This is a genomic window from Sphingobacterium sp. LZ11T8 (assembly GCF_024261425.1).
Taxonomy (GTDB): domain Bacteria; phylum Bacteroidota; class Bacteroidia; order Sphingobacteriales; family Sphingobacteriaceae; genus Sphingobacterium.
Genome location: NZ_JANBZY010000008.1, coordinates 77499 through 103327, shown reverse-complemented (window position 1 = coordinate 103327; position 25829 = coordinate 77499). Strand labels below are relative to the sequence as shown.

Sequence of the window (25829 nt, the reverse complement as noted above, 5' to 3'; positions counted from 1 at the left end):
GAATTACAAAATTTTGCCCACCTCGTAATCGCAATATTTACTATTTTGGAAACAATGAAAAAAGGAGCCATAGTATCCTATGAACTCCTTTAAAAAAACAAGTAGTAATTATGTGATATTTATGATATCCAATGGAATAGTTTAAAATAGGATGAAGCTGAATTCCAAGCTAATCCTTGATAATATTTAGCAAATTCATTCTCCGATTGTGCAGGAATATAACAGGACACCCCAGAGAAAGAATTAATTGCTGTTCCTAAAAATTGAGGGGTTGCAACCTTAAAGAGGACAGTTCGATCGATTTGACTCTTAATCATGGCTACATGTTCCTTCGAATAATTTTTCTCGCAGAAATCCAAAAGATCAAATGCAGGTACGGTAGAAACCATATTCGGATCAAGATCCAACCTCTGCACATCATTCCTGGAAACTTGCCCATATTTTCCAGTTTGGATAACACTTTCCATGGTCTTAGCCAAATTGGTCATCTCTTTCATATTTATTAAGGAATAACTAGCTGAACGGAACAATCCCTTCTGGTTATTGTAAAAATCAAAGTAAAGCTGTGCTGCCTTTATGAGTCCTTTTTCCACATTCTTATCAAAAAAATGTCCAATGATCTTGTCATATGGCAGACCAACACTGATGACCTCTGTTGGGGAAGCTAATACATAGGGAACAATATCTTTTAATTCATACAGAACCTCCACAGAACCCATCGAGCAGGCATCAAAAATCAAATATTCTAAATTCCTTGGCAAAGCTCTTTTTAGGTCCATTACATCCATGGTCTCCCCATTATCGTCTCCAAATGATTTGACTTTTGCCATTTTCGAGTTCCCAGGATACCAATTGGTAGCATGGGACCATAGTATGGCCGCATAACTTTCTGCCTTTCCGAGTTGCTCCATATCTTCAAATATCATTCTCATGATATTTGGATCTGAGGCATTGTGTTCAGGATAATCTTTTAAAACCTTACTGACAATCTGTGGGGTATCATCATGAACGATTTCGTAAATCTTGGGATTTTGGCCAAAGACCTTGGCATAAACTAATAATTTCCCTCCAAAATCTGCATAGCCGGCCTCCATTTGATTGATATTTGCGTAAGCTTCCGGAGCTAAGTTGTTGTTTGCTGACATATAGACCATAACAGTCTTGGAAACTACTTGCCTTCCTTGAAGGTCCGTTTTGCTGCACGAGGCTAATAAAACACTAAATAACAGGACAAATCCTATTGTAAAACTTTTCTGAAAACAATTTCTCCTGTTGTTCATTTTTTTATTCAATCTAACTCTTTTAACAAATAAATTAATACGGGAAAGTGATCGGAATATCCATTCTGGAATAGATTACCAGAAAACGTCCTTAAGGGATATCCTTTGTACCGACCGTCCTTGGTAATTAAATAATCGGGATTATAGATTTCAGATTTCCAGAATTTCAAACTGCTCCTATCATCTCCTAATAGTGGCTCCGAAATAATAATCTGGTCAAAAAGGCTCCATTTGGCAAGATATCCTAATGTTCCAATACCTTGTGTATAATGCTTAAACATAGTATTGTACAATTCCCCTGGCCTTACATTTTCACTATAGCGTTTTGCCCCTAAAATCTCCTTTACGCTGATATCAACAGGGTCGTCATTGAGGTCACCCATGATGATGATCTTTGCTTTATGATTTTTCCTGTAAATGGAATCTACAGCGTTTCTGACTATGCCAGCAGCATGCTCGCGAAGTTCAGAGGATTTGGACCCAAACCTGGAAGGCCAATGGTTAATGAATACGTGGACCATCTCATTGGCAATTACTCCCTTGACCATTAAAATATCTCGAGTAACGTATTCCGGCCTACTTTCAATATGGTAAGGCAATATCTGGGCATGAACTAAACGAAAAAGCTTGGGATTGTAGAGCATTGCAACATCGATTCCTCGACGGTCTGGAGATTCGTAATGTACAACTTCATAACCATTATCTTTTATAGCACTTTGCTTGATGAGGTCATTTATTACCCTCCTGTTCTCAATTTCAGATAGTCCAATAATTACGGGCCCTGATTTACCATATTTCCTTCCGATACTGCTCAACACAGAAGCAATTTTCTCCTGCTTTTTCCAGTACTTGTCCTGGGTCCAGTTCATCCCGCCTTTTGGTGTAAATTCCTCATCTTGGATACTAGTATCTCTTTCTGTATCAAATAGGTTCTCTACGTTATAGAATGCAATAGGATATACAGAATATTTCCTGTGCTGACTGAGGCCGTTCAACCATAGTGCTGCAAAAAGAAATAACAGAAGGTATTTTCTATTTTGAATACTAAACATATCTGTTATTTCAATTGAGGAATAATGATTTCTTTCTTTCCTCCATTTCCTGAATCCGCACCCACCAATTCTATATTATCTAACCTAAAGCCAATTTTGTTGTTAGCAGAGTTGGAAACAAACTCAATCCTCAAATTATTGGCTTGTGGAATCTTAGGAATACTGATGGTAAACCATTTGTTGTTGTCCCCCGCAGCATTCGATATAGGCTTACTTGGGACTGACATCAATTGCCCATTGACCTTGACCTGGATTTGGTTAAGGTCCGCCGATGCAGATGCATCAAACAGGTTTGCTGTCAGTTGATAGCTTAAGGTCACTTCGCCTTTACCTTGGGAATTGATTCCGGAAATCTCTACAGTAGCATCTCTATTGGCTGGCAACCAGATGTGGGCACCATTTCCTCCCGATATACTTCTAACATCGGCAATACTCGCATCTTCCTTATATTGAACCGGAGGCTTCATGTCAAAATCTTTAAAATCATTGATTTTTGGTCGATTTCCTGATGGATAGGTTCCCTGTCCAAAGGTTTCTTTGAAAAAACTGCCGGCAGTCGGTTTGACCTCTTCCGGATTTTCTCCACTAAAACTCAGAACATCGGCCTTTGTCCGCAACAAAAGCTGCCAGGTACCATTGAACCTTCCTAATATCCCAATAAGGCTACCGATCCCCCTAGGCAATAGGTCCTGGGAAAAATTCGAATAATTACTCGTCCGAACAACCAGCACTTTCCCATCCTGATCCCTTATTTCCTCATTGCTGGTGGCATTTTTTTCCGAAAAGGTCCTTTTTCCGCCATTGACAAAACGTATGTCCCTTACTTCAACGATTTGATGGACCAGATCGTCCGTCAGTTTATCAAACGATATTTCTTTATATTTTACATTCGCTGGGTTTGGCCATGAATTCATCTTGACCTTATCCTGAAAACTCTGCCAGGAAATCCTATTGGCATTGGTGGTCCCCAAACCGATCTGCAATTCACCACCATACTTTAAGATATATAAGTCCTTAAGGTTCACATAAACTTCCTGACCAACCTGATAGGTCACATAGACCGAATTTTGTTCCACGCCTAAATAAATGCCTGCCGTTCCATCCTGTACATAGATTTGCTTATAGATGTTGCCAGATTCATCATTTGCAGTCACAATCCCTTTTATGATTAATTCCTCCTCCAAAAATACCGGATCCTTAATATCCTTAAATCGTTCTTTTAACTGTTTTATACTGATGTTAACCGGTTTCCCCTTATAGACCGGTTCAGTCAAAGGTGGTGGGGTATACTCGCGTTCACATGCCAAGAAAAGCATGCTGAATAAGAACAAATAGATTAACCTAATATTTTTCATCTAATAACTTTATTAAAACCTATAACTTGTATTAAAAAACACATTGAAACCCTGCATATAGAAATATCGAGAATTGAACCTATCTGGATATACTAGGTCCAACCTACCTTGTTCATAACCGCCAGTCCCAACATTTTTTTGGTTCAGTAAGTTCATAATCGACAGATTGAAGTTCAAGGCACGTCGGTTCCGAAGGTAGATCAACTTCCCAACCGAGGCATCCAAGGTAAAATTTCCTTTCAGCCTCTCTTGGCTTGTCAATTTCCTATATGATTCATAACTATCTTGATAGGGGTTCACCGTGGAATATACTGAAGCCATTCTCCTCAAAGCAGCAGAGGACATGTAGTTCCAGCTGACAAGATTCCCACTCATCTCGAGGAACCAGTAATCGTAGAAATACCTGGCAGCAAAGATTCCGGCTGCCTGTGGCGTTCCAGAGACAAAGAGGTTCTTCATGTAAACTTTCTCCTCCAAATTCACCATAAGGCCATTTTCTGAGTTCATGGTCCCCATGGGATTGTTGCTATAGTAATATTCAGCTAGGGTACCAATAAAATCGAAATTCCAGTTTTGGTTCAGACTATAGGTTACACTTGCCTCTATTCCTCGATGTTTTCGATCAACTCCACTTAGGTTGTGAAAGACAAAGGTCCGCTGGGAATCATGGTAATAATTCATCCGTTCCAAATGATCATAGAAATTAGTCTGGAAGAGTGACAGCCGCCCAGATAGATGCGGTAAGGAAAAAACATAATTGATATCATTATGGAGGATCCTGCCACTAGAAAGTCCTTTAACGACGCGGTCTGTAACCCGCGGCATCACATATGATCGATCGGGAGCTGGTGGCTCTGTGATATAGGCAGAATTGGCAGAAAGGAAATTCCGGCCATCAAACTTATAGGTCAGGCCAGCTTTTACCGTAAAATCCACAAAGTCATATTTAGGACCTTTCCCATACGAATGGTCAGGGAACCGGCCGTTCCTCATATTTCCAACCCGACGAAAATCGGTATAGCTGATTTTTGTTCCGTAATAAAACTCTAAATTCCTGGATTGAAAACCATTACTCAACCATGCATTCACAGCCTGAATATCTATATCGTAATCATAGCCGAAAATATCGCCCTCATAAACCTTTCGGTTGGGAAAAAGAAGGTCATTTTGCTTGACATTTTCATTACCTGGATTCTCCCGTTCGGCAAACTTGTCTAGATCAACGACATGGTCGGCTCCCAGCAGATCATCTATGGTCTTATACTGGTATGATCTCGTCTTTCTAGCCTCAATACCTGCTGTTAGATTAAAATTATTTTGATAAAGCTTATTGAATGTTATGTTCACTGTCCCTTCCATCAGGTCAGAATGCCTGCGTTCTAAGGTGTACAAAGCAGCACCGTTCGTTTTTCTAATATTCTCAGGATTCAGATTCTGACGGTACATTTCTTCCCAGTTCAACTGAGTGACCTTAGGGTCCCTAGATTTCCAAAGCTGGGTATACTGTTCGATAGTCCTCATGTCAAGTCTAGGGGTAAACCTTGAAAAATTGGAGGGCAAATAACGATAATAATCAGGTCGTGGATCCATGGCGTTATACCAGTTCAATGCCGAATTACTGTATCGACCATAATGTAAAATACCTCCAGAGGTCAAACTGCTCCTGTCATCAATTTTCCAGCGATGGGAAATGACCAAGGTCGGATCATAGGCATGGACCATTCTTGAATTACGGATCTTACCATTTTGATAGCCCCAATTTGGATTATATAGATTATCACCGACCAAGTCATAGACCTCCTGAAAAGAGGATCCTTGTTGGCCCCGAACTACTGGTGAACCAAAGCTGAGCACGGAAAGCGAATGATCGCCGCCCTGCCATTGTTTTTCCATCGACAATGCATAGGAAAAGTTTCTATAGGATGTCCCCGGAATAAATCCCTTATCAGAAAACCTACCACCGATAGCACCCGTAAATGCCCAACCTTTTTCATTTAGCCCTGTTGAATAACTGAACATGGAGCGTGCATAATAGTTCCTATTCGTATAGGACAGTGTGAGCTTCCCTCCCTTTGCATAGGAGCTTGCTCGCATATTGATGTTTTCAGAACCTCCAATGGTTCCGAAAGTGTATGTTCCTATTTGATTGTAATTGACCACATCCCCATTTCGGGTCAGGTCATTTAACGCTCCGATTGAAGCGTAATTAAAAACTCGGCGGTATTGGTCATTCGCCAAAATGCCGTTGATATAGATCTGTTCGTAATGTGGGTCGTATCCACGAACTCTAAAACGATAAGGAAAGAGCTTAAACCCTACTTTATTCAGGTAAAGGTCATTGGAGAGAATAACGGATGCCTGAATATCTTGTGAGCTCATGTCCCCTTCCGAGGAAATGATATCATCATCTATCACACCCAGAACGGTCTGCACATCGATCTGATTTTCAGCAACCAATTCTATATCCTCCAATCTCATGAAACTGGAATCCTTAATTTCAAATTCCATCTCATAGTTTCTAAATCCAGCTGACTGAATGATTAATTTTTCAGGTCCGGATTTCAAGTTGACAAAGACAAACTCCCCTTCCTCGTTGCTACTGCTGTTCATCTTGTTCTGTTCCAAGTAAACCGAAACACCCACCAAGGGGATTTTCGTGCGGCTGTGGACCACCTTACCTGATAGTTGAATTCCTTCCTGCCCCAAGACGGCTACACAAAAGCAAGTCAACAAAAAGATTATGGAAAAAATCCTTTGCATATTCTTTAATATTCGAAAGGTTTCATTGAACAAGGAAGGGGAATTTTATCCCCCAACCTTGATTAAAATGATTATTTTGTTCCTACTAATTTGATATTATCGATACGATAACCACCCTCATTTAATGCTGAAATCGCATCAAATTCAATAGTGATCGGAGCTGCAGGAATACCTGTGTTAATAGTTTGAGTAGAGAAAGAGTTTTGACCTCCCAATACGCCAGGTTGTTGCATTTCTTGACCATTGATTTTAACTTTCACATTCTCCACCTTCTGTCCAGGACGATTTGAAGCCATTGAATAGGTCAGTTTTAAATTAGTAAAGCCAGTTGTATTAATGTTTTGGATCTTTAACCCTGTGGTTCTATTTGCTGGCAACCAAACATGGGCATCCATGGTAGTGGTTCTACGGATGTCGGCATATTCTGCAGTATACAGATCTGAATAGCTTACGGTCTTATTATAAAATCCAGTATACTGACCGATTCTAAACCTTTTAGACCTATCATCCATTGAGATATCACCAAAAGTTTCTTCAAAAATAGTTTGTTCAACACCAGTAGGAGTTGGAGGAGTAACTGTACCACCATCTTTGCCAATAGTATGTGTTCCACCAGTAACTGAGGTCCAATCTGTGATAATCGCATTTCCAGTAACGGCAACTAATCCGCCTACCTGAAGAGTGATATTATAAGTGTATTTCTTACCAGCTTCATAGTTCAAGTTTGCCGGTAAAGTCCATTTATAATTATCAGATCCAACTGTAAACACAACCTCTTTTGTACTATAATCAGAAGGAATTAAGATAGCTTCAACAAATTGATCCGCATTTTGAGCTGTAACCTTTGCGTTGATATTTGCATTGCTAGTTCCTGCTGCGATAGCTCCTGTCGAAAGTTCCATACTTGAAACGGTAGGTACATTATTATAAGCTGCTCTTAAACCTGTTAAATTGTTCACGCCAGTTCCAGCCTTAACAATCAACTCGATTTTTGTCAACTTATGTGCAAATTCCAAACTTGCAGGACCCGAATTTTTCCCCAAATTCTTTGCATTGTCTGAATACATCACATCAATCTTCGCTAAATTGCTCTGATCCGTAACATTAAAATCTAATCTAGTTCCATTTATCGCAGTTGAAAAAGGATAATATGCGATAAAATCTACCTGCCCAGTTTCAGGATAATTGATGATATCACCTCCCGTTGCCGTAAAGTTCCCGTTTCCATTGGTGATGTATTTTTTGTTCGCCGCCAAGATATTTGACAATCCTGTACCTTGCTTCATAAATACACCAATTTCATCATTTGCATCCCACGCATTTCCATTTGCTTTTGTTGCAGTTGTACCTAGAATCCTAGAAGTGAACTTAACTTCCGATGGATTGGTTTTCTCCAACTTCCTGTAATCATCTTTTTTACAAGAAGATACCAAGGCGATAAACGCCAGGGTTGCAGCTAATAATTGTTTTGTTTTCATTGTAATTTATTTATTTGATTTATAGTAAGTCCTATCTCCAGATCGCATTATTGATCATGCTTTTTGTCGCTTCCGGAAGCCCCGGAAAAAAGCGATGTCCAGTCTTCCTTTCCAATTCCGCTACAGTCATGCGATAACTGTTAAAATGGGCACTGGCCTGCGTAGCCTTATTTTCCATATAGAAACCTATGGTATAATAATCCTGCCCCCTTTTTACGGCCAAAGCCTTATAGTAATATTTTGGTTTTGCAACATCCTCACCTCTATTATCCTTCACATATTCTACAGGAGCATTGCCATCCCTGATTCCGGCTCCTGTTACTACATACATGGTATCCACCCCCGAATTCCTTGCCCAAGAACGGATCTGATTTTCCAATCTTGCCCACAGCCCCTGGTTCAATGAGCTGTTCTGAGCAGTCATATTGGTATAATAAAATGTCGTGGAGTTTTCGGCATAATTCTTTGTCCTATCTGCACTCGGGATCTGATGACCACGGTCTATCCCTCCGATTCCAAAACCTCTGGATAATAAAGGTTGAGTAAAGTTGGAAAAGCTAGGGTCATAGGCCCAATTGTCCGTACGAGACTGCCCCCCTAAATAGTCACCACTCAATGGATAGGCCACCCAGTGAGCAACCCTATTTTTCTTGTCGTAAAGCATTGAAAAATTTCGTTTGGAACGATCAGGAGTCATCTTAAAATTATATTCAAGATCTGCTGAATTTGAAATGACTGGCAATTCCATATAAGAGACAGTCGGGTTGGGATCCACCGTACCATCATCAGTCAAATCGATACTATACTGGTATCTATTTCCCCGCACATAATCTGTTGCCAACTTGCCAATTTCCCAGGTATAACGATCTCCTTTATTACTAGTAAACACCATTACGGATTGACCACTCAATTTTCCAGGAAAAATGACCCATTCGATTACCGTTTCTAGTCCTGTAGACAGGACCTTACCCTCCACGTCCTTGGAGACTTGACGAGGGGTTAACTGAGACTGATCAATTTGAAAAATTGCTTCCGTCCGTAAAGAGCTTATTTTTGCATTAACCGCATTGATCCCCACTCCTTTTACTCGAACCTGGATCTTGGCCATCAGTCTTTCAAAATTCAATTGAACTGGCCCCTGCTGATAGCCCATGGCATTAGCACTGTGCCCAATCATATAATCAATGGTAGCCTGTTGTTGCTGATTGGATATGTTCAATTCCCTCTGCAGATCAGATCTTCGTTGAAAAGGATAAAATGCAACAAACTTAACTTGCTTATCCTTGGGAAAATCTATGGCGTCTGCCGATGTTTTGGGAGAAAAATTCCCGTTCCTTTGCGTTAAAAACTGTTTATTGAACCCCACAGGTATCACATTGCCTGCTGTCAGAGCCTCTCCCTGATACATAAAAATTGAAATGGAATCCTTTTCATCCCATTGCGTACCTGACATACGGGTCTGAACCTGGCCAGTAATCTTACTGGTAAACAAAACAGATTGTTCTTGCTTAACTTGGATATTACTGAAGTCTTTCCGACATGAACCCAAAAACAATAACGCAACTGCGAGAACAAAGAATAACCTCTTAATCATTAACTTAATATTTATTATATAAAAACCAATTATTTCGCATCATAATAAGTCTGGCTCAAAATCAAGACTTTTCCTGAGTTTTAATTTTGAATTCACCACCAAATTTACCTTTGAATTAATACAGTTTAATTAAAAAGATATTAAGAATATATTACTAATGAGGCTTTGGTTAAACTCTATGTTAAGCAACAAGATAAAAACCAAGGAATTAGCAAATTGAACAAGCTTTTAAGCCTTTATTAAGAGGACAAAAAAAAGGCAGAAACAAATAATGTTTCTGCCTAGCACCTTTTATAAAAATTTCTTATTTCGGCTTGTAATGGAACTTACCTTTTTCTATCAGATCTTGTTGTTTTTCATCACAGATGGCAAAAGTAAATCCATCTTGCAATGCATATGAACCATATTCACCATTTTTATTTAAGGCTAGAAATCCTACCTGAATATCTTTGGCAATTTCAGGTTTTTTCTTGACGATCCTCATAACCGCTTCCTTGCAGGCATCTTCAGGGGAATAACCTTGACGCATTAATTCTACCACCAGAAAACTACCTACATTCCGGATCACTTCCTCTCCCACACCGGTTGAAGTAGCTCCTCCAACCTCATTATCAACATATAGACCTGCTCCGATAATTGGACTGTCGCCTACTCGGCCATGCATTTTAAAAGCCATGCCACTGGTAGTGCAGGCTCCAGAAAGATTACCGTCAGCATCTAGGGCCAACATGCCTATGGTATCATGGTTATATTTGTTTCCCGGCAGTCTTTCCGTGGCAAATGATTTATTTTCAATGTTCATGACCGGTTTGTAGTTCTTTTCCTTTAACCACTCTTTCCAAGCTTCCTCAGAACTGGGGGTCAATAAATTCTCGGCCTGGAATCCATTCTCCAGTGCAAATTGCCTTGCTCCGGCACCAACCAACATCACATGTGGCGTTTTTTCCATCACTAATCTCGCTACCGAGATAGGATGGGCAATATCTTCCATCGCCGCCACTGAACCACAATTACCAAGCTCATCCATAATACATGCATCCAAGGTCACATGTCCATCACGGTCCGGATAACCACCTTTTCCCACTGTTACATTCTTTAGATCGGCTTCAGGGATTTTCACACCTGCTTCGACCGCATCAAGGGCCCGACCATTTTTCTTCAGGATTTCCCAAGCAGCTTGATTGGCAGCAACACCAAAATCCCAAGTGGAAATCACAATAGGTTTACGAACCGATTTCGTGGATTTCTCTGTCGCTTGACAGGAAATAGCAGAAGCTACTGTACCTATACTGGCAGCCCCTATGATACCTTGTTTTATAAATTTTCTTCTTGAATGCATAGTAATTACAATATTAGGAATACAATTTACAAAGAACAAGGATTAAACGATTGTAAATTATGCGTTATTTCCAGTTAATTATTTGGAAAAAACGTAAAAATACGCTTAATTACAGTCTATTTTTCGCATATTTATGCGGTTTTACCAAGATAACAATTATTAAAGACTAGAATGATGATACGTATCACTGCGCTATTCTGCACATTTTTCTGTTTGAACAATATTTCTTTCGCACAAACAGACTCCACGATCTATAAAAAAGTGGATCAGATCGTACAAGACGCCAAACAACAATTTGCTCCGGATAAACGAACCAAAATCGTTGCCCTTACGCAAGCAAATGCGATCAATAATCAGTATGTCATTGAGTCGAGTGTTGCTGAAGCCAGCAACTTCATCAAGTCTCAAACAGCTAATATTCCTGCAACGATCCGAATCAATGCCCTTCCAGACTCTACCGTAGGTCAAAAAGTTCATGGAGTCGTCAATCTTTCGGTGGCAAACTTTAGAACAAAACCAGGAAATGCCTCTGAAATGGCAACACAGGCCATTCTTGGAACAGAGGTTGACCTGTTGCAAAAAGTTGATGGTGAATATAGAGCAAGAACTCCTGAAGGCTATATTTCATATGTTCCAGCCTCCTCTATTGCAGCAATGGATCATGCCGCTTTAGAAAAATGGAGAAAGCTTCCCAAATTAATCTACACAGCTGAATTTGGAAAATCACTTTCTCAAGCTGACCCAAAAAGTGTCCGGGTTTCTGACCTGGTTTATGGAAATATCCTAGGCTTATTAGCTGAAGAAGGTAACTATTATAAAGTAACTTATCCCGACCATCGTATTGCCTTTATCCTAAAAGATGAAGCATTAACATTCGACAAATGGTTAGGCTCAAGAGAACTGACGGCAGACAATGTGATCAGCAGTGCCAAAACCATGATGGGGCTACCTTATCTTTGGGGCGGAACATCTGTTAAGGGTGTAGATTGCAGTGGTTTTACCAAAACTGCTTATTACATGAATGGCTACATCATCCCGAGAGATGCATCTCAGCAGGTATTGGCTGGTCAAAAAATTGACATCCTAGATAAAGACGGACATTTCGACGCTAAAAAAGCACTTAAAAACTTGAAACCGGCTGATTTATTGTTCTTTGCTTCTGGCAAAAACAGCAATCCTAATGCGCGTGTTACCCACGTTGCCCTATATATTGGAAATGGTGAATTCATACATTCGGCAGGAACCGTTCGTATCAACTCCATGTTGAAAGATGCCGCAAACTACGATGACTTCCAGACCAGGACCGTCGTTGCAGCAAAAAGATATATCGGCGTGAAAGATCAGCAAGTGCAAAAAATACAAGAAAACCCTTACTATAACCAAAAATAACCATGAACAGCAACGAGTGGCAAAGCAAAAATATGGGGAAATTTACCCTGCGTTTCAAGCCCTATACGCTTGAACTACGCCATGTATTTACCGTAGCTTCTTTTAGTCGATCAACAACCCCTGTTGTCTTGACTGAACTCGAATATGATGGCATTATTGGCTATGGCGAGGCAAGCATGCCCCCTTACCTTGGGGAATCCCAGGAATCGGTCATGAATTTCTTGAACAAGATTGATCTTTCTAGGTTCAACTCCCCTTTCCAAACCGAAGAAATCCTTCAATACATCGATCAGGTCGATGCTAAGAACACGGCAGCTAAAGCTGCTGTCGATATCGCATTACACGATGTATTAGGCAAAATAATGGGCCAGCCATTTTATAAAATATGGGGATTAAACCCTGATCTTATTCCGCCAACTTCCTATACCATTGGAATAGATACGGAAGAAATGATCCGCAAAAAAGTAGCTGAGGCTGAGCAATTCAAGATCTTGAAAGTAAAACTTGGTCTAGATACAGACAAAATGATCATTGATACGATCCGTTCAGTAACGGATGTCCCTTTATGTGCCGATGTCAACCAAGGCTGGAAGAACAAGGAAGAAGCTTTGGAAATGTCCCATTGGTTAAAGGAAAGAAACGTTGTTTTCCTGGAACAACCGATGCCAAAGGAAATGATCGATGAAAATGCTTGGCTAACTGAACGTTCTCCAATCCCTACGATTGCGGACGAAGGTTGCCAGCGCCTTGCCGATGTGCCGGCTCTAAAAGATGTTTATACAGGCATCAACATCAAATTGATGAAGTGTACTGGCATGCGTGAAGCCAAAAGAATGGCCGAATTAGCCCGCTCTTTAGATATGAAAGTGATGTTGGGTTGTATGACTGAAACCTCCTGTGCCATTACCGCAGCAGCTCAGTTAGCTCCATTAGTGGATTGGGCAGATTTGGATGGGGCCTTATTGATTGCAAATGACATCTACGACGGTATGCAGGTAAGAGATGGGAATTGCATTCTTCCCAACCGTCCTGGAATTGGAATTTTAAAAATATAAATTGGACAAAAAATCCAAAAAACACATTACCTAGAAAAACAGATTACCTAAGAATAACAAATTACCAAAATTATGAAACATCACTTGCTCACAACTTTGTGCGTAGTGGCTTGCACGTCTATGCAGGTCGTTAATGCGCAACAAATCGCTGTGGCTGGGAAAGTTTCTGGATCAGATGGCACTCCGCTCGTTGGAGTAACTGTATCTGTGAAAGGAACAACAATCAGTACCAGTACCAACGAGAATGGCTTGTTTTCTCTAAATGCAGATCACAATGCCACATTGGTTGTATCTTATATAGGATACACAAGCCAAGAAATCCCACTGAACGGAAGAAAAGCCATCAACATCACCTTAAATCAAGATGACCAAGCCATCGATGAAGTTATGGTTGTTGCTTATGGTACTGCCAAGAAAAGCTCCTTTACAGGTTCGGCAGCAACCGTAAATTATGAAAAAGAGGCAAAAGACATTCCCGTTACCTCCTTCGAACAAGCTTTAACTGGTCGCATACCAGGTGTTCAGATCAATACGACTTCGGGCCAGGCTGGATCAACCTCCAGTATCCGGGTTAGGGGAATCGGTTCCATGAACGCCTCCAACGAACCTTTATATGTAGTGGATGGAGTACCGGTAGTTTCTGGAAATGTGGGCCAAATGAGTGGAGCTCTTTCGGGAAGCAGCAACAATATCATGGCCACCATTAACCCTAATGACATTGAATCCATTTCAATTCTGAAAGATGCCGCGGCAGCTTCATTATATGGTTCGCGTGCAGCAAATGGGGTAGTGATCATTACGACTAAATCAGGAAAAGCCGGAAAACCAAAAATCGATTTCCGTACCTCCTATGCCGTAACTCCTAATTGGGCGACCGACAACTACAAACCTGGAAATCCTCAGGAACAGATCCAGTACTTCTACCAAATTTTCCACGATTACAGAACCTCCAACGGATACACCCAAGAACAGGCAAATCAATATGCCTTAAACCGTATGAATACGAGATTCGGGATCCACGGCTATGAATTCTCTAGCGAAGGAACCGGCTTGTATGATAAAATTATCATCAAGGGTAAAACGGACGGTGTTGAAAATAGAGACGGTCAATATTTTGATTGGAATGACGCTCTTTTCCGCACTGGAAAATATCAGACCAATGACCTTGCTGTGAGTGGTGCTAGCGATAAAACTAAATATTATTCTTCTTTGTCTTATACAACCGACAAAGGCAGAGCCTATACCAATGAGTTTGAAAGAATCGGCGGCCGATTGAATTTTTCCCAAAAACTTTCTGAAAAAGTCGAATTTGCCACCAACTTCAATTTAAACCATAACAACAAGGAAGGTTACAATGACACGCGTAACACAGGGACAAACTATATGTACCTTGCAAACAACCTATTGTTCCCTTTCTATTGGCCTACGGATTACAGGACAGGCAAAGAATACACAACACGTTATAATTCTTTAGGTTACAACCCATTATACTATGATAAACAATGGGAAAATAATTCAAAGACACTTCGTATTGTTGCTGCTCCATCCTTGACTGTAAAATTCCTTCCGGAATTGACCGGTAAAACCATCTTCTCCTACGATAATGCCGAGGTTAAGGATCATTTATATTATAGCCCTTTGCATTACCATACTACTTATGGTGCTACAGCTAACGGAACTGTTTTTGAGTACAGCACGAATTACAAGAAGTTGATTTCTTCTTCAACCTTGAATTACAACAAAACCTTTGCTACGGAACATACCTTAGATTTATTGGTAGGATTTGAAGCTGAAAAGAATGAAACAAATTATCAATTTGCAAGTGGTTCCAACTTGCCTTCCAGTTCGCTGCATACCGTAGCTACTGCCGGTATCAAAGACGCTGATGCATATATGTGGGGGAATAATATGATGTCTGTATTCTCTAGAGCTGAATACAACTTTAAAAACACTTATTTCCTTTCAGGATCCCTGAGAAGGGACGGTAACTCCAGATTAGGCCCTGATACCCGTTGGGGTAATTTCTGGTCCCTGTCTGCTGCATGGAACCTAAAAAATGAGAGCTTCATTTCGGATATCGAAGAAATCAATCTCCTAAAACTAAAAGCTTCCTATGGTACCAATGGAACTCTTCCTACTTCGAATTTCGGCTGGAGATCCTTGGCTTCGTATGGATATAACTACATGGACCAACCAGGTGGAATCTTGACTACCATTGCAGACAAGGATTTGAAATGGGAAAAGAGCCATACCTTCAACGTAGGTGCTGAATTTGGTTTGTTCAACAATAGACTTTATGGAACCGTTGAATATTTCAATAGAGATTCAAAAGACCTATTACAGGATGTCAACATCTCTTTAGTAACCGGATTTAACTCTACTCTTCTGAATGTTGGGGAAATCAACAATAAAGGCCTTGAAATTTCAATAGGTGGAGACCTCATCAAAAAAGATGATTTCCGTTGGTCCGCTAATGTCAATACCTCTTTCCTGAAATCGAAAGTTTCGAAACTTTATGGTGGTAAAGATATCACTTGGTGGGACCCAACAGGTGGAGATTCAAGAGTGCAATTCATGTACAAAGAAGGGGAAGATGTGTATTCATATTACATGGCTGAATGGGCAGGTGTAGATCCAAGCAATGGTAAGCCAATGTGGTATACCAATGATGGTACAGAAGGAGAATTCTTGCACAACGGACGTGGTGCTACCAATAAGGTAAGCGATGCAAAACAGGTTATCGTTGGCTCTCCGATCCCTAAAGCATATGGAGGTTTCAATACCGATATAGAATACAAAGGTTTCTCTTTGGGCTTAAACTTCACTTATAAAATCGGTGGGAAGTTATTTGATGCGGGCTCAAGAGATGTTGCAGAAGATGGTTATTACTGGGAAAGGATCCGTTCATATTACGCCATACAGAACGTATGGACACCAGATAACACAGATGCACTTTACCCTTTTGTCAGTGGAAATGACCCAGAAGATGGTATCACACGCTCCACCCGGCACCTATACGATGCATCATTCCTGCGCTTGAAAAACGTGAATGTATCATATCGATTGCCAAGTGCAGTAGTCAGCAAAATTGGATTTAGCAATGCTAGGATCTTCTTCAATGGTACTAATTTATTAACCGCTTCTAAATTTAAATGGGCTGACCCTGAGGTTAACCAGTTTGGAACAAGAGGTTGGGAAACTCCTTTCGGAAAAACATACACCTTCGGATTAGAAGTTAGTCTATAACCTTCAATTATTATCATCATGAAAAAGAATTCATTATATATCATAGCACTTGCAAGTTTATCGTTGTTTTCTTGTAAGGATTTCTTGGATGTAAAACCAACCAACTCCACCGATTCCAGTGTAACCATTCAAACAGTTGCCGATGCGAAGGTGATGATCAATGGTTTGACAAGACAGATTGTAAAATCAAGCTTATTTGGCCGAAACTTAATGCTCTACGGAGATGCAAAAGGAGGTGATCTTACCATTGTCTCCCAAGGCCGCGGGCTAGATGCATTATATGTATTCAACCACTCCGTCAATAACAACAACTATTCTGATTTCTGGGCAGATGGATATAATGCCATCATGCAAGCAAACAATATCATCAAAAGTATTGATGACCTCCAAGCAGCCGGAACTGAACTGGATTTCAATAATTTTGAAGGTCAAGCTTTGACCATCCGTGCCTTATTACATTTTGAATTGGTCAAACTTTACGGAAAAACCTATACACAAGACCCGAATGCATTAGGGGTTCCTATTGTTACTGAAGCATTAAGTACCTCTGCTCAACCCTTGCGTAATAAAGTTTCTGAAGTGTATGGGCAGATCATAAAGGATCTAACTGCTGCAGCAGAGTTGCTTCCTAAAACAAAGGCAAATGGTTACATAAATTACTATGCCAATAGGGTTATCCTTTCAAGGGTCTACATGACCATGGGAGATTTTGACAAAGCTTTGGCTGCAGCCGAAGAAGTCATTGACTCCAAGGTTTACTCCTTATACTCCAACAGCGAATGGGTACCTTCTTGGGCAAATCAATTTGGCAAAGAGTCGATTTTTGAAATCACCTTAGCCAAAGATCAAGGCGATTTAGGGTCCGCATCCTTGGGTTTCTATTATTTGAAGAATAAGGATAACAATGCACTTGGTAATTTCACAGCTTCAGACTATTTCTTATCACGTTTAGGACAAGATGAAGATGATGTGCGTTGGGGAATATTCACCAAAGATGAATTGGACCGTCAGGCAGCATGTTATAAGTACGTAGGCTCAGTTGAAAAAGATGGGGATGGCAAGGATACTTATACGGCTGTCAATATTAAAGTAGCCCGTTTATCTGAAGTCTATTTAAATGCGGCCGAATCAGCATTGAAAAAACCATCTCCTGACAAAGCTAAAGCGGCGAACTACCTGAACGAAATCCGCAAACGTGCTCCTGAATTGGCAGCAGCAACGGCTGCAACTGTTACAGAAGCCATGATCTTGGATGAAAAGAGCAAGGAGCTTTACGGCGAAGGTCAACGTTATTGGGATATGATCCGTACAAATAAAACGATCACCTTCAATGATGAACATGTTGGAGTTACCATGTCACATAGACAAAAATCCATCAATAGGACTTTCTTCAAAACCATTCTCCCTATTCCACAAGTGGAAATCAATGCAAATCCAGGACTTGAAGCACAGCAGAACCCAGGATATTAAGAACCAATTATTATACAACATCAGGCGGTCAGATTGACCGCCTTTTTTTGACCCAAAATGAATGAGCAATGTCATTAAGTCTAGGTTTCTGTGTTCATGTTGTGTAACGAAGCATCTCCGATGCGAATTTTCAAAATTTAAGAAAACTAATATTGAATTGGCGTACAGATTTTCCATTGATCGTACAGAATTGCACATGCACTAAAGAGGGATTCAGAGTGAAACGAAGAATCTATTCTTTAATTTTTTGTGGGTCGTGGTCATCTTGAGCACAGCGAAAGAACTGTTTTTTTTTAGAAGATTTATTGAAAAACATGTCACCCCGCTGGGGGTTGGCCGTAAAACGGTTTAAATTCCTAAAAAGATTTCACCCACGCTGTGGGTTCTAGAAATAAGCATTCCACCTTCCGAAGGAAGCCCTTTAGCAACCGACTCATTTCCAATGGCGGAAAAATGGAAAGAATGCCGTTGTCCTGTGCGATGGGATTGCTAAAATAATTGAACCCTTCTAGGGTTCTCTTTATTGCAAGAATTCTGCATTGTTAGTCACTTAAGGAACATTCCACCTTCCGAAGGAAGCCCTTTAGCAACCGGCTCATTTCCAATGGCGGAAAAATGGAAAGAATGCCATTGCCCTGTGCGATGGGATTGCTAAAATAATTGAACCCTTCTAGGGTTCTCTTTATTGCAAGAATTCTGCATTGTTAGTCACTTAAGGAACATTCCACCTTCCGAAGGAAGCCCTTTAGCAACCGGCTCATTTCCAATGGCGGAAAAATGGAAAGAATGCCGTTGTCCTGTGCGATGGGATTGGCCTTGGAATGCTTCCTCAAGAACATCCCTTTTGATGGGGTGTTCTTGAGGAAGATATTCCCGACATCAAGGCATTCTTTTCATGTGTGCTGGCTGGTGCGAAAAGCCATATTAAATGAGCCGAAGCCTTTTGGTTACTTTTGGGCTTCAAAAGTAACAAAGAATCTATTTATGTTTTTTTTGCCATTGCTTTCAGTGATGCAGATCCACTTATCAAGCAAAAGGATCGGAGGGATTATCTCTTTTACAGCCCTTTACAAACAAAACCCTATCCTCTTTCCACATCCTATAAATATTCATTATTTATTTCTCTTTTTTAGCAAAATCTTCACAAAAACGCAAGGTTTTTAACAAATCCCTCAATATTTCGCAAATAGAGTAACTTAACAATAATGTCCTTTGCATTTTTTTGCAAATTTTTCATTGTTTTTAACATGAATCCGTTATATTCGTTTATCTAATAACCAATAACTCTAAAGATGAATTTACCAACTTGCTTATCAATTGCGGTTGCATCATTATGTTCCATTCAGATGCTCTCCGCGCAACAATTGTCCATAGCTGGAAAGGTGACCAACGCCGAAGGTGAACCCATTGTTGGGGCCTCCATTTTTGTAAAAGGCACACAGCAAGGTACTTCCAGTAATGAGAGCGGATTGTTTACTTTGAATGCACCAAGCAGCGGAACGCTGTTAATCCGTGCTGTAGGATACGCTCCTTTGGAAGTCCCTATCAGCGGAAGAACGAACATTTCCATTCAACTTCAACACGATGACAGTGAAATCGATGAAGTTGTAGTGACAGCTCTAGGTATCCAAAGAAGTGAAAAATCGCTAGGATATGGAGCCCAAAGTGTGAACAGTGCCACTTTGAACTCCAACAAACAACCCAACTTGGTCAATGCATTACAAGGTAAAATAGCCGGTGCGACCATCAGCTCTACCGGTGGTGCGCCTGGTCAAGGTGCAAATATCCAAATCCGTGGTATTAACTCCATCGACCCTACCCGCGATAATCAACCTCTTTTCGTAATCGACGGTATCCTAATGGATAACTCGACCTCTACACAAGGTGGTGCCGAAGTACGTGGTATGAGTAACCGTTCAGTGGATATCAACCCTGATGATATTGAAACCATCAATATCCTTAAAGGTGGAGCCGCCACCGCACTTTATGGACTTCGTGGTGCAAATGGTGTTGTCATCATTACTACAAAGAGTGGTAAAGCTGGTTCTTTGAAAATTGATTACCAAGGAACAGTTGGTTTTGAAAATGTCAACAAATTCCCTAAAATGCAGGACACCTATACCCAAGGATGGAAAGGTGTTTATGATAAAGATGATTTCTGGCCTGCTTGGGGACCTACGGTAGCTGAAGCTATTAAAGTAGACCCTACGCATCCAATTACACTATACAAACCTTTTGAAGAGGCATTCGAAACCGGAAACCAATTCCGGAACTCCTTAAGTTTCTCCGGAGGATCTGAAAAATTCAGTTTTTTAACGTCTGTATCCCAATTGAAACATAATGGGGTACTACCAGCAACAGATTTCAAAAATTATCAAGCTCGATTGAACACCAATTTCACCTTAAGTGAAAAATTAAAAGGTGGTTCTTCCCTTGCAGTGACCAACTCAGGAGGTTACCGCGGAAATGCCAATCGCTATGCCGAACAGTTGATCTATTGGACCCCAAGATACAATGTAAGGGATTACCTCATGGAAAATGGAACCATGAAATCTTACGGTGAAACCGACAACCCTATCTATGTCGCACATACCAACAGATTTAAAGACGATGTATTACGCGTAATCGGAGGTTTTGACCTAACCTATTCTCCAGCAAAATGGGTGGATTTGATGTACCGCGTAGGTATTGACGCCTATAGGGATAATCGCGAAGGAACAGCTATTGGTTACCAAGGACTGGCAGATGAGCGTTTAGTTTATGATAATGGTGTTGAGGGTGCTGATGGACGCGGATTTTATAATGTCTACAACAATAATTTCAGGGCATTGACCAGTACTTTCATTGCAACCTTCAAACATGATTTCAACGATGACCTCAATGCTACATTACGTGTTGGACAGGATGTTTACGACCGATTCATTAAAAGAACAGCTACCGAAGGTGGAGATTTAACGGTTTATAACTGGTTTGATCTAGGCAATGCCAACATCATCAAAGCGGCCACATACAATGAAAAATATAGATTGATGGGCTTCTTCGGTGAGTTGAACCTAGCTTACAAAGATTATCTATTCTTAACCCTAACAGGTAGAAATGACATCACCTCTACCTTGAGCAAGAACAATCGTTCTTTCTTCTACCCTTCTGCCACATTAAGCTATGTGCTTTCAGACCAATTCAGTATGCCTGAAGCTATTAACTTTGCCAAATTGCGCTTGTCGTACGCACAGATCGGTAAAGACGCTGCACCTTATTCAACCAGTGCTGGTTTCGCTCCTTATACCAACCTGCCAACAGGTTATATCGGATTTACAAGACCTTCCTTATTGGGTGACCCGCAATTAAAACCTGAATTTACCGACACCTATGAGGTAGGGATGGAAATGAAGTTCTTACAATCTCGATTAGGATTAGATGTGAACTTCTATAACTCGGTAAGTAAGGACCAAATTATTCAAGTCCCTGTATCTTCAACAACTGGATTTGTTACCGCTTCGATTAACGCTGGTAGTATCCGTAACAGAGGTTTAGAGATCACCTTAAATACAACACCTGTTAAGAAGGACAACTTCACATGGAATTCAGACATCAACTTTTCCTTCAACAGAAACAAGATCCTGTACATCCGCGAGGATTTAGATGATGAAATTGTAGTTTCTTCTGAATATGGCTACTTGAACTCAACCGTTTCCATGCGTATCCGTCCAGGAGAGTCCTATGGTACACTTTATGGTAGAACGTACAAGCGTTACTATACTCCTGATGAAATCGCTCAGGGCTTGGATAAAACCCGTGAATACGACGAGAGCCGTCCTCTATTGATCGGTGCAAATGGTTTCCCTGTATTGGAATCAACCTCAGTTCCTAAGAAATTAGGCAATGTTCAACCGAGCTGGGTAGGCGGCTGGAACAACACCTTCAATTACAAGAGCCTATCTTTAAATGTATTGGTCGATGCACGTGTGGGGCAATACCGTTACAACCAATTAGGAAACTTTATGGCTGCATTCGGAGAGGCTGATTATACAGAAGACCGAAATGACTACAAAGTATTTGATGGTGTATTGGCTGACGGTTCAAAGAACACAAAAGAGGTATGGTTAGGCCAAGGAAAAGACCCTAAAAATGGTGTAGATTATGGGAATGGTTATTACCGAGATAACTTCCGTGGAAACTCCCAATTCTTTGTGGAAGATGCTTCATGGTTAAGATTACGATCTGTATCCATTGGCTATAGCTTACCACAACAATGGTTAGAAAACAAGTTTGTTAAGAACGCTAGAGTTTCTTTGATTGGAAACAATCTTGCCCTTTGGACAAAGTATTCAGGATATGACCCTGAAAACTCAACCACGGCAAGTGGATCGAATATCGAAGGTTTTGCAGGGATGACTTACCCTGCTGTCAGAAGCTTCTTATTTAGCTTAAATGTTGGCTTTTAATTCTTAAGATCATGAACAAATTCATCAAAATAGGTAAAATTTCCTTATTGGCCCTAGCCCTGTTCTCCTTGAACAGTTGCAAGGACTATTTCGAAATGACCGATAACCCTAACTTGGTTCAAACCCCGCCTTTGAACGCCCTATTGACTACAGCTACACATAAGGCTGCATTCAACAACTATAGGATTGCATATTTCAACAATCAGTACTCGCAATATTTCGCGAGCCCTTCTGGTGGTTCGGATACAGATACTTACCAGATCACCAATAACTCCTCAACTTGGAACAACCTTTTTTATTCTTTAGCAGACCTGTATGACTTTATGGTCAAATCGGAAGAAGCTGGAGCTTCGCATCACCTTGCTGTCGCACAAGCTTTGACAGCGTATCAATTGGCCTTGGTCGCTGATACTTGGGGCTCTGTTCCTTTCAGCAAGGCCTTTGGAAAAGAAGAAACCCTTACCGTTCCTTTTGACTCCGAAGAAGACTTATATAAAGCGCAGGTCGACCTTATCAATAAAGCTTTGGAGAATTTCAAAAAAACGGATGCTACCCAAGAGCTGAGTGCCAAGGATGATCTTTTATGTGGCGCAGACCTAGACAAATGGATCAAACTGACCAACGGATTAAAAGCCCGCGTCCTGAACAAGATAAGCAAGAAAGCTGCATACAATCCAAAACAAGTTTTGGCAGCTGCCCAAGCTTCATTACAATCCAATGCTGAAGATATTGGTATGTCTACCTTTGATGGTGTAAATCCATGGGCATCCATCTCGATCAGCAACCTATTGAATAACTTGGACGGTTGGTTAGGAAGTAATTTCATTGATCAAATGAATGGTAAAACTTATGGAATTGTAGACCCAAGAATTTCCAAGATCACAGAAAAAACAGTTCATGGCGTTTATGTAGGTACAATAAGCGGTCAAGGTAACGTAGGTGCTGCCAATACGGTTCGCGATGAATGTTATATCAGTTCCAAATCACCTGTAAGCAGTGAATCTTCTCCATTGATGATCTTGACTTATGCTGAAGTAAAATTCATTGAAGCAGAAGCCGCTTTTAGAGACAATAACAAACCTGTAGCTTATGCTGCTTTCCTTGCCGGTGTCAAAGCCAGTATGGATAAATTAGGTGTTCCTGCTGAAGATGCCACAAAATACATTACGGCAATCTCCGTAGGTCAGGCAAACCTAACGCTATTGGACATTTTCCGCGAAAAATACATCGTCACCTACCTCAATGCTGAAGCATGGAACGATGTACGCCGCTTCGATTACAAGTACAAAGACTTCAAACTACCGATCGGCGCCGTATTAGGCGACAAATTTATACGCAGAGTAGCTTACCCTGCTGATGAAATCACCGAAAACGGATCCAATGTACCAGCTGAAGTACCATTGAGTACCGAGCTATGGTGGGATAAACCGTAAGGGAGTATTGAGATATGAGATTTGAGTATTGAGATATCAACTCTACGAGGTATTGAGATTTGAGATTTGAGTATTGAGATATTAACTCTACGAGGTATTGAGATATGAGATTTGAGTATTGAAATATCAACTCTACGAGGTATTGAGATTTGAGATTTGAGTATTGAGATATTAACTCTACGAGGTATTGAGATATGAGATTTGAGTATTGAAATATCAACTCTAAAAAAAGGGGATCAAAATTGGTCCCCTTTTATAATTTCTATAATATCTATCTTATCTCATTTCCTACATCTTACCTCTATAGACCCTTTCTATCTCACATCTCACATCTATAGCACCCTTTCTATCTCACATCTCACATCTCACATCTCACATCTATAGCACCCTTTCTATCTCACATCTCACATCTCACATCTCATATCTAAAAAACCCTATTCTTCAATAGCCCAACCTCACTTAATGGTTTGGAAAGGTCTATGAGGTATCCATTGAGAACGGCGTATTTTAGGGTCCCGCTGGAATCACCGATATAGAAATTGGCGGTTCCACCAAGGTCTATAAAAGGTGTTGCTGCAAAGGCTTGGGTTCCAAAAATATGGATTGGCAAATTATGTAACATGCTGGCCTGTTCAGGTTTTAAGGTTGTTACCTGTACACCCATATATCCTTTTTTCAAGAGGTCATAGGCAATTTCCGGGGTAACGGACTCCAATGTTGGAACGGGTTTTTCGGCAATTTTACCTTGGATAAATTTAAGGCCATTTCCATCCACTTCATCATATCCAAAAGATTCAGGAAGGTCTCCTATATCCTCAACCCTACCCCGCACAAAGAAATCCCTGCCATCTGTCGTTTCACTGCGTCTGATAGCGATATCACTTTTCAATGGAATAGAATCTGATCCGAATTCCAAACCACGAATGACGATATCATGCATATTGCTTGCGTTGAATGGGATATCTTCATAACCTTTGGCATCATAGTTTTCATAGGTTCCTTGGGCTATTTCCATCAATGCATTTAGAATGATCACGAAATTCAATTTCCGGATTTCTTGTTTCTCAGGGTCACCTTTTAAGCCTCCCGACTCAATTAATACGGTACTTGCACCCCAAGATTGGAAGTTATCTCCAAACCCTCGTGGGGTATAGGTATCATCATATTTCGCAACCGCATCTGGAATATATTGCTGCAGGACTTTATTCATTCCCACAATGATCTGCATCGCTCCCTCTCGAACCTCATTGATCTCACGCTCTGTATTATAGGCGGGGGCCAATAAGGAAATGGTCACTGGATTCTTCGTACCTGGAACATTGTAATAAATATTCTGATCATGCAGATTGAAACCATAGCGAGGTTTTATTTCCTTAGCACGTGCTTTTAACAGTGCGCCTTCAACTGTCTGTCCAGCTCTGGCATCCCTATTGAGGTCAATGCTCTGTGCATTCCTCCGAAGATATCGCTCTGCACCATCAGGGTTCAACATGGGTATGAAGTGAATATTCAATTGATCTTTCAGCAAGGTCCTGACGCTATCAAAACCATCATCCTTACCTTCCAAGAAATTAAACAGGTCAAACAAGGCCATGGTAGCTGTCGGTTCATCGCCATGCATCTGCGACCAGAGCATTACTTTTTTGTCACCATTTCCATATTCCAACTCATTGATCGAACGACCTTCAACCGATTTACCAATTTCAGAGATCTTAAAAACATTGCTTTTCTTATGCAGTTGCACCAGGGAGTCAACGTCTTTATGTTTAAATCGTCTTGAAAAAAGTGCGGATTCTTTATAGGTTGAATGAATCTTATTCATTTGTGCAGTATCCAGGTTATAACCTGGAATATTACCATTAGAGGATCCTGAAAATGGATTACTGCAAGTCGTTGCGGCCAAAAGGCCTAAGGAAATGACAAAAAATTTCAT

The 25829-nt window shown here is 40.6% G+C and carries 14 protein-coding genes; 6 read left to right on the top strand and 8 right to left on the bottom strand.

Annotated features, from left to right (window positions below; all coding sequences use genetic code 11):
• Window positions 1–119: 119 nt before the first annotated feature.
• The 7 genes from NLF99_RS17190 to NLF99_RS17160 form a co-directional block, all read right to left on the bottom strand.
• On the bottom strand, window positions 120–1280 hold the full coding sequence (locus tag NLF99_RS17190; RefSeq protein WP_254529753.1) for a clostripain-related cysteine peptidase: 1161 nt from the start codon (window positions 1278–1280) through the stop codon (window positions 120–122).
• 8 nt (window positions 1281–1288) lie between these two features.
• Complete coding sequence (locus NLF99_RS17185; protein WP_254529751.1) at window positions 1289–2332, bottom strand: endonuclease/exonuclease/phosphatase family protein; 1044 nt, start codon at window positions 2330–2332, stop codon at window positions 1289–1291.
• Between the two features lie 5 nt (window positions 2333–2337).
• Window positions 2338–3687 (bottom strand): DUF5689 domain-containing protein, encoded by a 1350-nt coding sequence (locus NLF99_RS17180; protein WP_254529749.1) that lies wholly within the window; start codon window positions 3685–3687, stop codon window positions 2338–2340.
• A 12-nt stretch (window positions 3688–3699) separates the two neighbouring features.
• Entirely contained in the window at window positions 3700–6447 is a 2748-nt protein-coding gene (locus tag NLF99_RS17175; RefSeq protein ID WP_254529746.1) for a carboxypeptidase-like regulatory domain-containing protein, read from the bottom strand.
• Between the two features lie 71 nt (window positions 6448–6518).
• A complete protein-coding gene (locus tag NLF99_RS17170; protein WP_254529744.1) occupies window positions 6519–7925 on the bottom strand; it encodes a fimbrillin family protein in 1407 nt (468 codons plus the stop codon).
• A 31-nt stretch (window positions 7926–7956) separates the two neighbouring features.
• On the bottom strand, window positions 7957–9519 hold the full coding sequence (locus NLF99_RS17165; protein ID WP_254529742.1) for a DNA/RNA non-specific endonuclease: 1563 nt from the start codon (window positions 9517–9519) through the stop codon (window positions 7957–7959).
• A gap of 304 nt (window positions 9520–9823) precedes the next feature.
• Complete coding sequence (locus NLF99_RS17160; RefSeq protein ID WP_185210571.1) at window positions 9824–10858, bottom strand: N(4)-(beta-N-acetylglucosaminyl)-L-asparaginase; 1035 nt, start codon at window positions 10856–10858, stop codon at window positions 9824–9826.
• 171 nt (window positions 10859–11029) lie between these two features.
• On the opposite strand from NLF99_RS17160, the gene NLF99_RS17155 reads away from it, so the two are divergent.
• The 6 genes from NLF99_RS17155 to NLF99_RS17130 all read left to right on the top strand — a co-directional run bounded on the left by NLF99_RS17155 (window position 11030) and on the right by NLF99_RS17130 (window position 23896).
• A complete protein-coding gene (locus NLF99_RS17155; protein WP_254529740.1) occupies window positions 11030–12247 on the top strand; it encodes a C40 family peptidase in 1218 nt (405 codons plus the stop codon).
• Window positions 12248–12249: 2 nt separating this feature from the next.
• Complete coding sequence (locus tag NLF99_RS17150; protein WP_185210575.1) at window positions 12250–13302, top strand: dipeptide epimerase; 1053 nt, start codon at window positions 12250–12252, stop codon at window positions 13300–13302.
• Window positions 13303–13374: 72 nt separating this feature from the next.
• Entirely contained in the window at window positions 13375–16548 is a 3174-nt protein-coding gene (locus NLF99_RS17145; protein ID WP_254529738.1) for a TonB-dependent receptor, read from the top strand.
• 18 nt (window positions 16549–16566) lie between these two features.
• The gene (locus tag NLF99_RS17140; protein WP_254529736.1) at window positions 16567–18018 is read left to right on the top strand and encodes a RagB/SusD family nutrient uptake outer membrane protein; all 1452 of its coding nucleotides are present in this window, start codon (window positions 16567–16569) and stop codon (window positions 18016–18018) included.
• A gap of 1292 nt (window positions 18019–19310) precedes the next feature.
• Window positions 19311–22463, top strand: coding sequence for a SusC/RagA family TonB-linked outer membrane protein (locus NLF99_RS17135; protein ID WP_254529734.1), 3153 nt, complete (start codon window positions 19311–19313; stop codon window positions 22461–22463).
• Window positions 22464–22474: 11 nt separating this feature from the next.
• Complete coding sequence (locus NLF99_RS17130; RefSeq protein ID WP_185210582.1) at window positions 22475–23896, top strand: SusD/RagB family nutrient-binding outer membrane lipoprotein; 1422 nt, start codon at window positions 22475–22477, stop codon at window positions 23894–23896.
• A gap of 424 nt (window positions 23897–24320) precedes the next feature.
• Here the strand turns inward: NLF99_RS17130 and NLF99_RS17125 are convergent, their stop codons facing one another.
• A complete protein-coding gene (locus tag NLF99_RS17125; protein WP_254529732.1) occupies window positions 24321–25829 on the bottom strand; it encodes a M14 family zinc carboxypeptidase in 1509 nt (502 codons plus the stop codon).

What these genes read in the sequence shown, in the direction of transcription:
- NLF99_RS17130 (WP_185210582.1), top strand. Translation starts at nt 22,475, where the DNA reads ATGAACAAATTCATCAAAATAGGTAAAATTTCCTTATTGGCCCTAGCC.
- NLF99_RS17150 (WP_185210575.1), top strand. Translation starts at nt 12,250, where the DNA reads ATGAACAGCAACGAGTGGCAAAGCAAAAATATGGGGAAATTTACCCTG.
- NLF99_RS17175 (WP_254529746.1), bottom strand. Translation starts at nt 6,447, where the DNA reads ATGCAAAGGATTTTTTCCATAATCTTTTTGTTGACTTGCTTTTGTGTA.
- NLF99_RS17145 (WP_254529738.1), top strand. Translation starts at nt 13,375, where the DNA reads ATGAAACATCACTTGCTCACAACTTTGTGCGTAGTGGCTTGCACGTCT.
- NLF99_RS17180 (WP_254529749.1), bottom strand. Translation starts at nt 3,687, where the DNA reads ATGAAAAATATTAGGTTAATCTATTTGTTCTTATTCAGCATGCTTTTC.
- NLF99_RS17155 (WP_254529740.1), top strand. Translation starts at nt 11,030, where the DNA reads ATGATGATACGTATCACTGCGCTATTCTGCACATTTTTCTGTTTGAAC.
- NLF99_RS17160 (WP_185210571.1), bottom strand. Translation starts at nt 10,858, where the DNA reads ATGCATTCAAGAAGAAAATTTATAAAACAAGGTATCATAGGGGCTGCC.
- NLF99_RS17125 (WP_254529732.1), bottom strand. Translation starts at nt 25,829, where the DNA reads ATGAAATTTTTTGTCATTTCCTTAGGCCTTTTGGCCGCAACGACTTGC.
- NLF99_RS17165 (WP_254529742.1), bottom strand. Translation starts at nt 9,519, where the DNA reads ATGATTAAGAGGTTATTCTTTGTTCTCGCAGTTGCGTTATTGTTTTTG.
- NLF99_RS17135 (WP_254529734.1), top strand. Translation starts at nt 19,311, where the DNA reads ATGAATTTACCAACTTGCTTATCAATTGCGGTTGCATCATTATGTTCC.
- NLF99_RS17190 (WP_254529753.1), bottom strand. Translation starts at nt 1,280, where the DNA reads ATGAACAACAGGAGAAATTGTTTTCAGAAAAGTTTTACAATAGGATTT.
- NLF99_RS17170 (WP_254529744.1), bottom strand. Translation starts at nt 7,925, where the DNA reads ATGAAAACAAAACAATTATTAGCTGCAACCCTGGCGTTTATCGCCTTG.
- NLF99_RS17185 (WP_254529751.1), bottom strand. Translation starts at nt 2,332, where the DNA reads ATGTTTAGTATTCAAAATAGAAAATACCTTCTGTTATTTCTTTTTGCA.
- NLF99_RS17140 (WP_254529736.1), top strand. Translation starts at nt 16,567, where the DNA reads ATGAAAAAGAATTCATTATATATCATAGCACTTGCAAGTTTATCGTTG.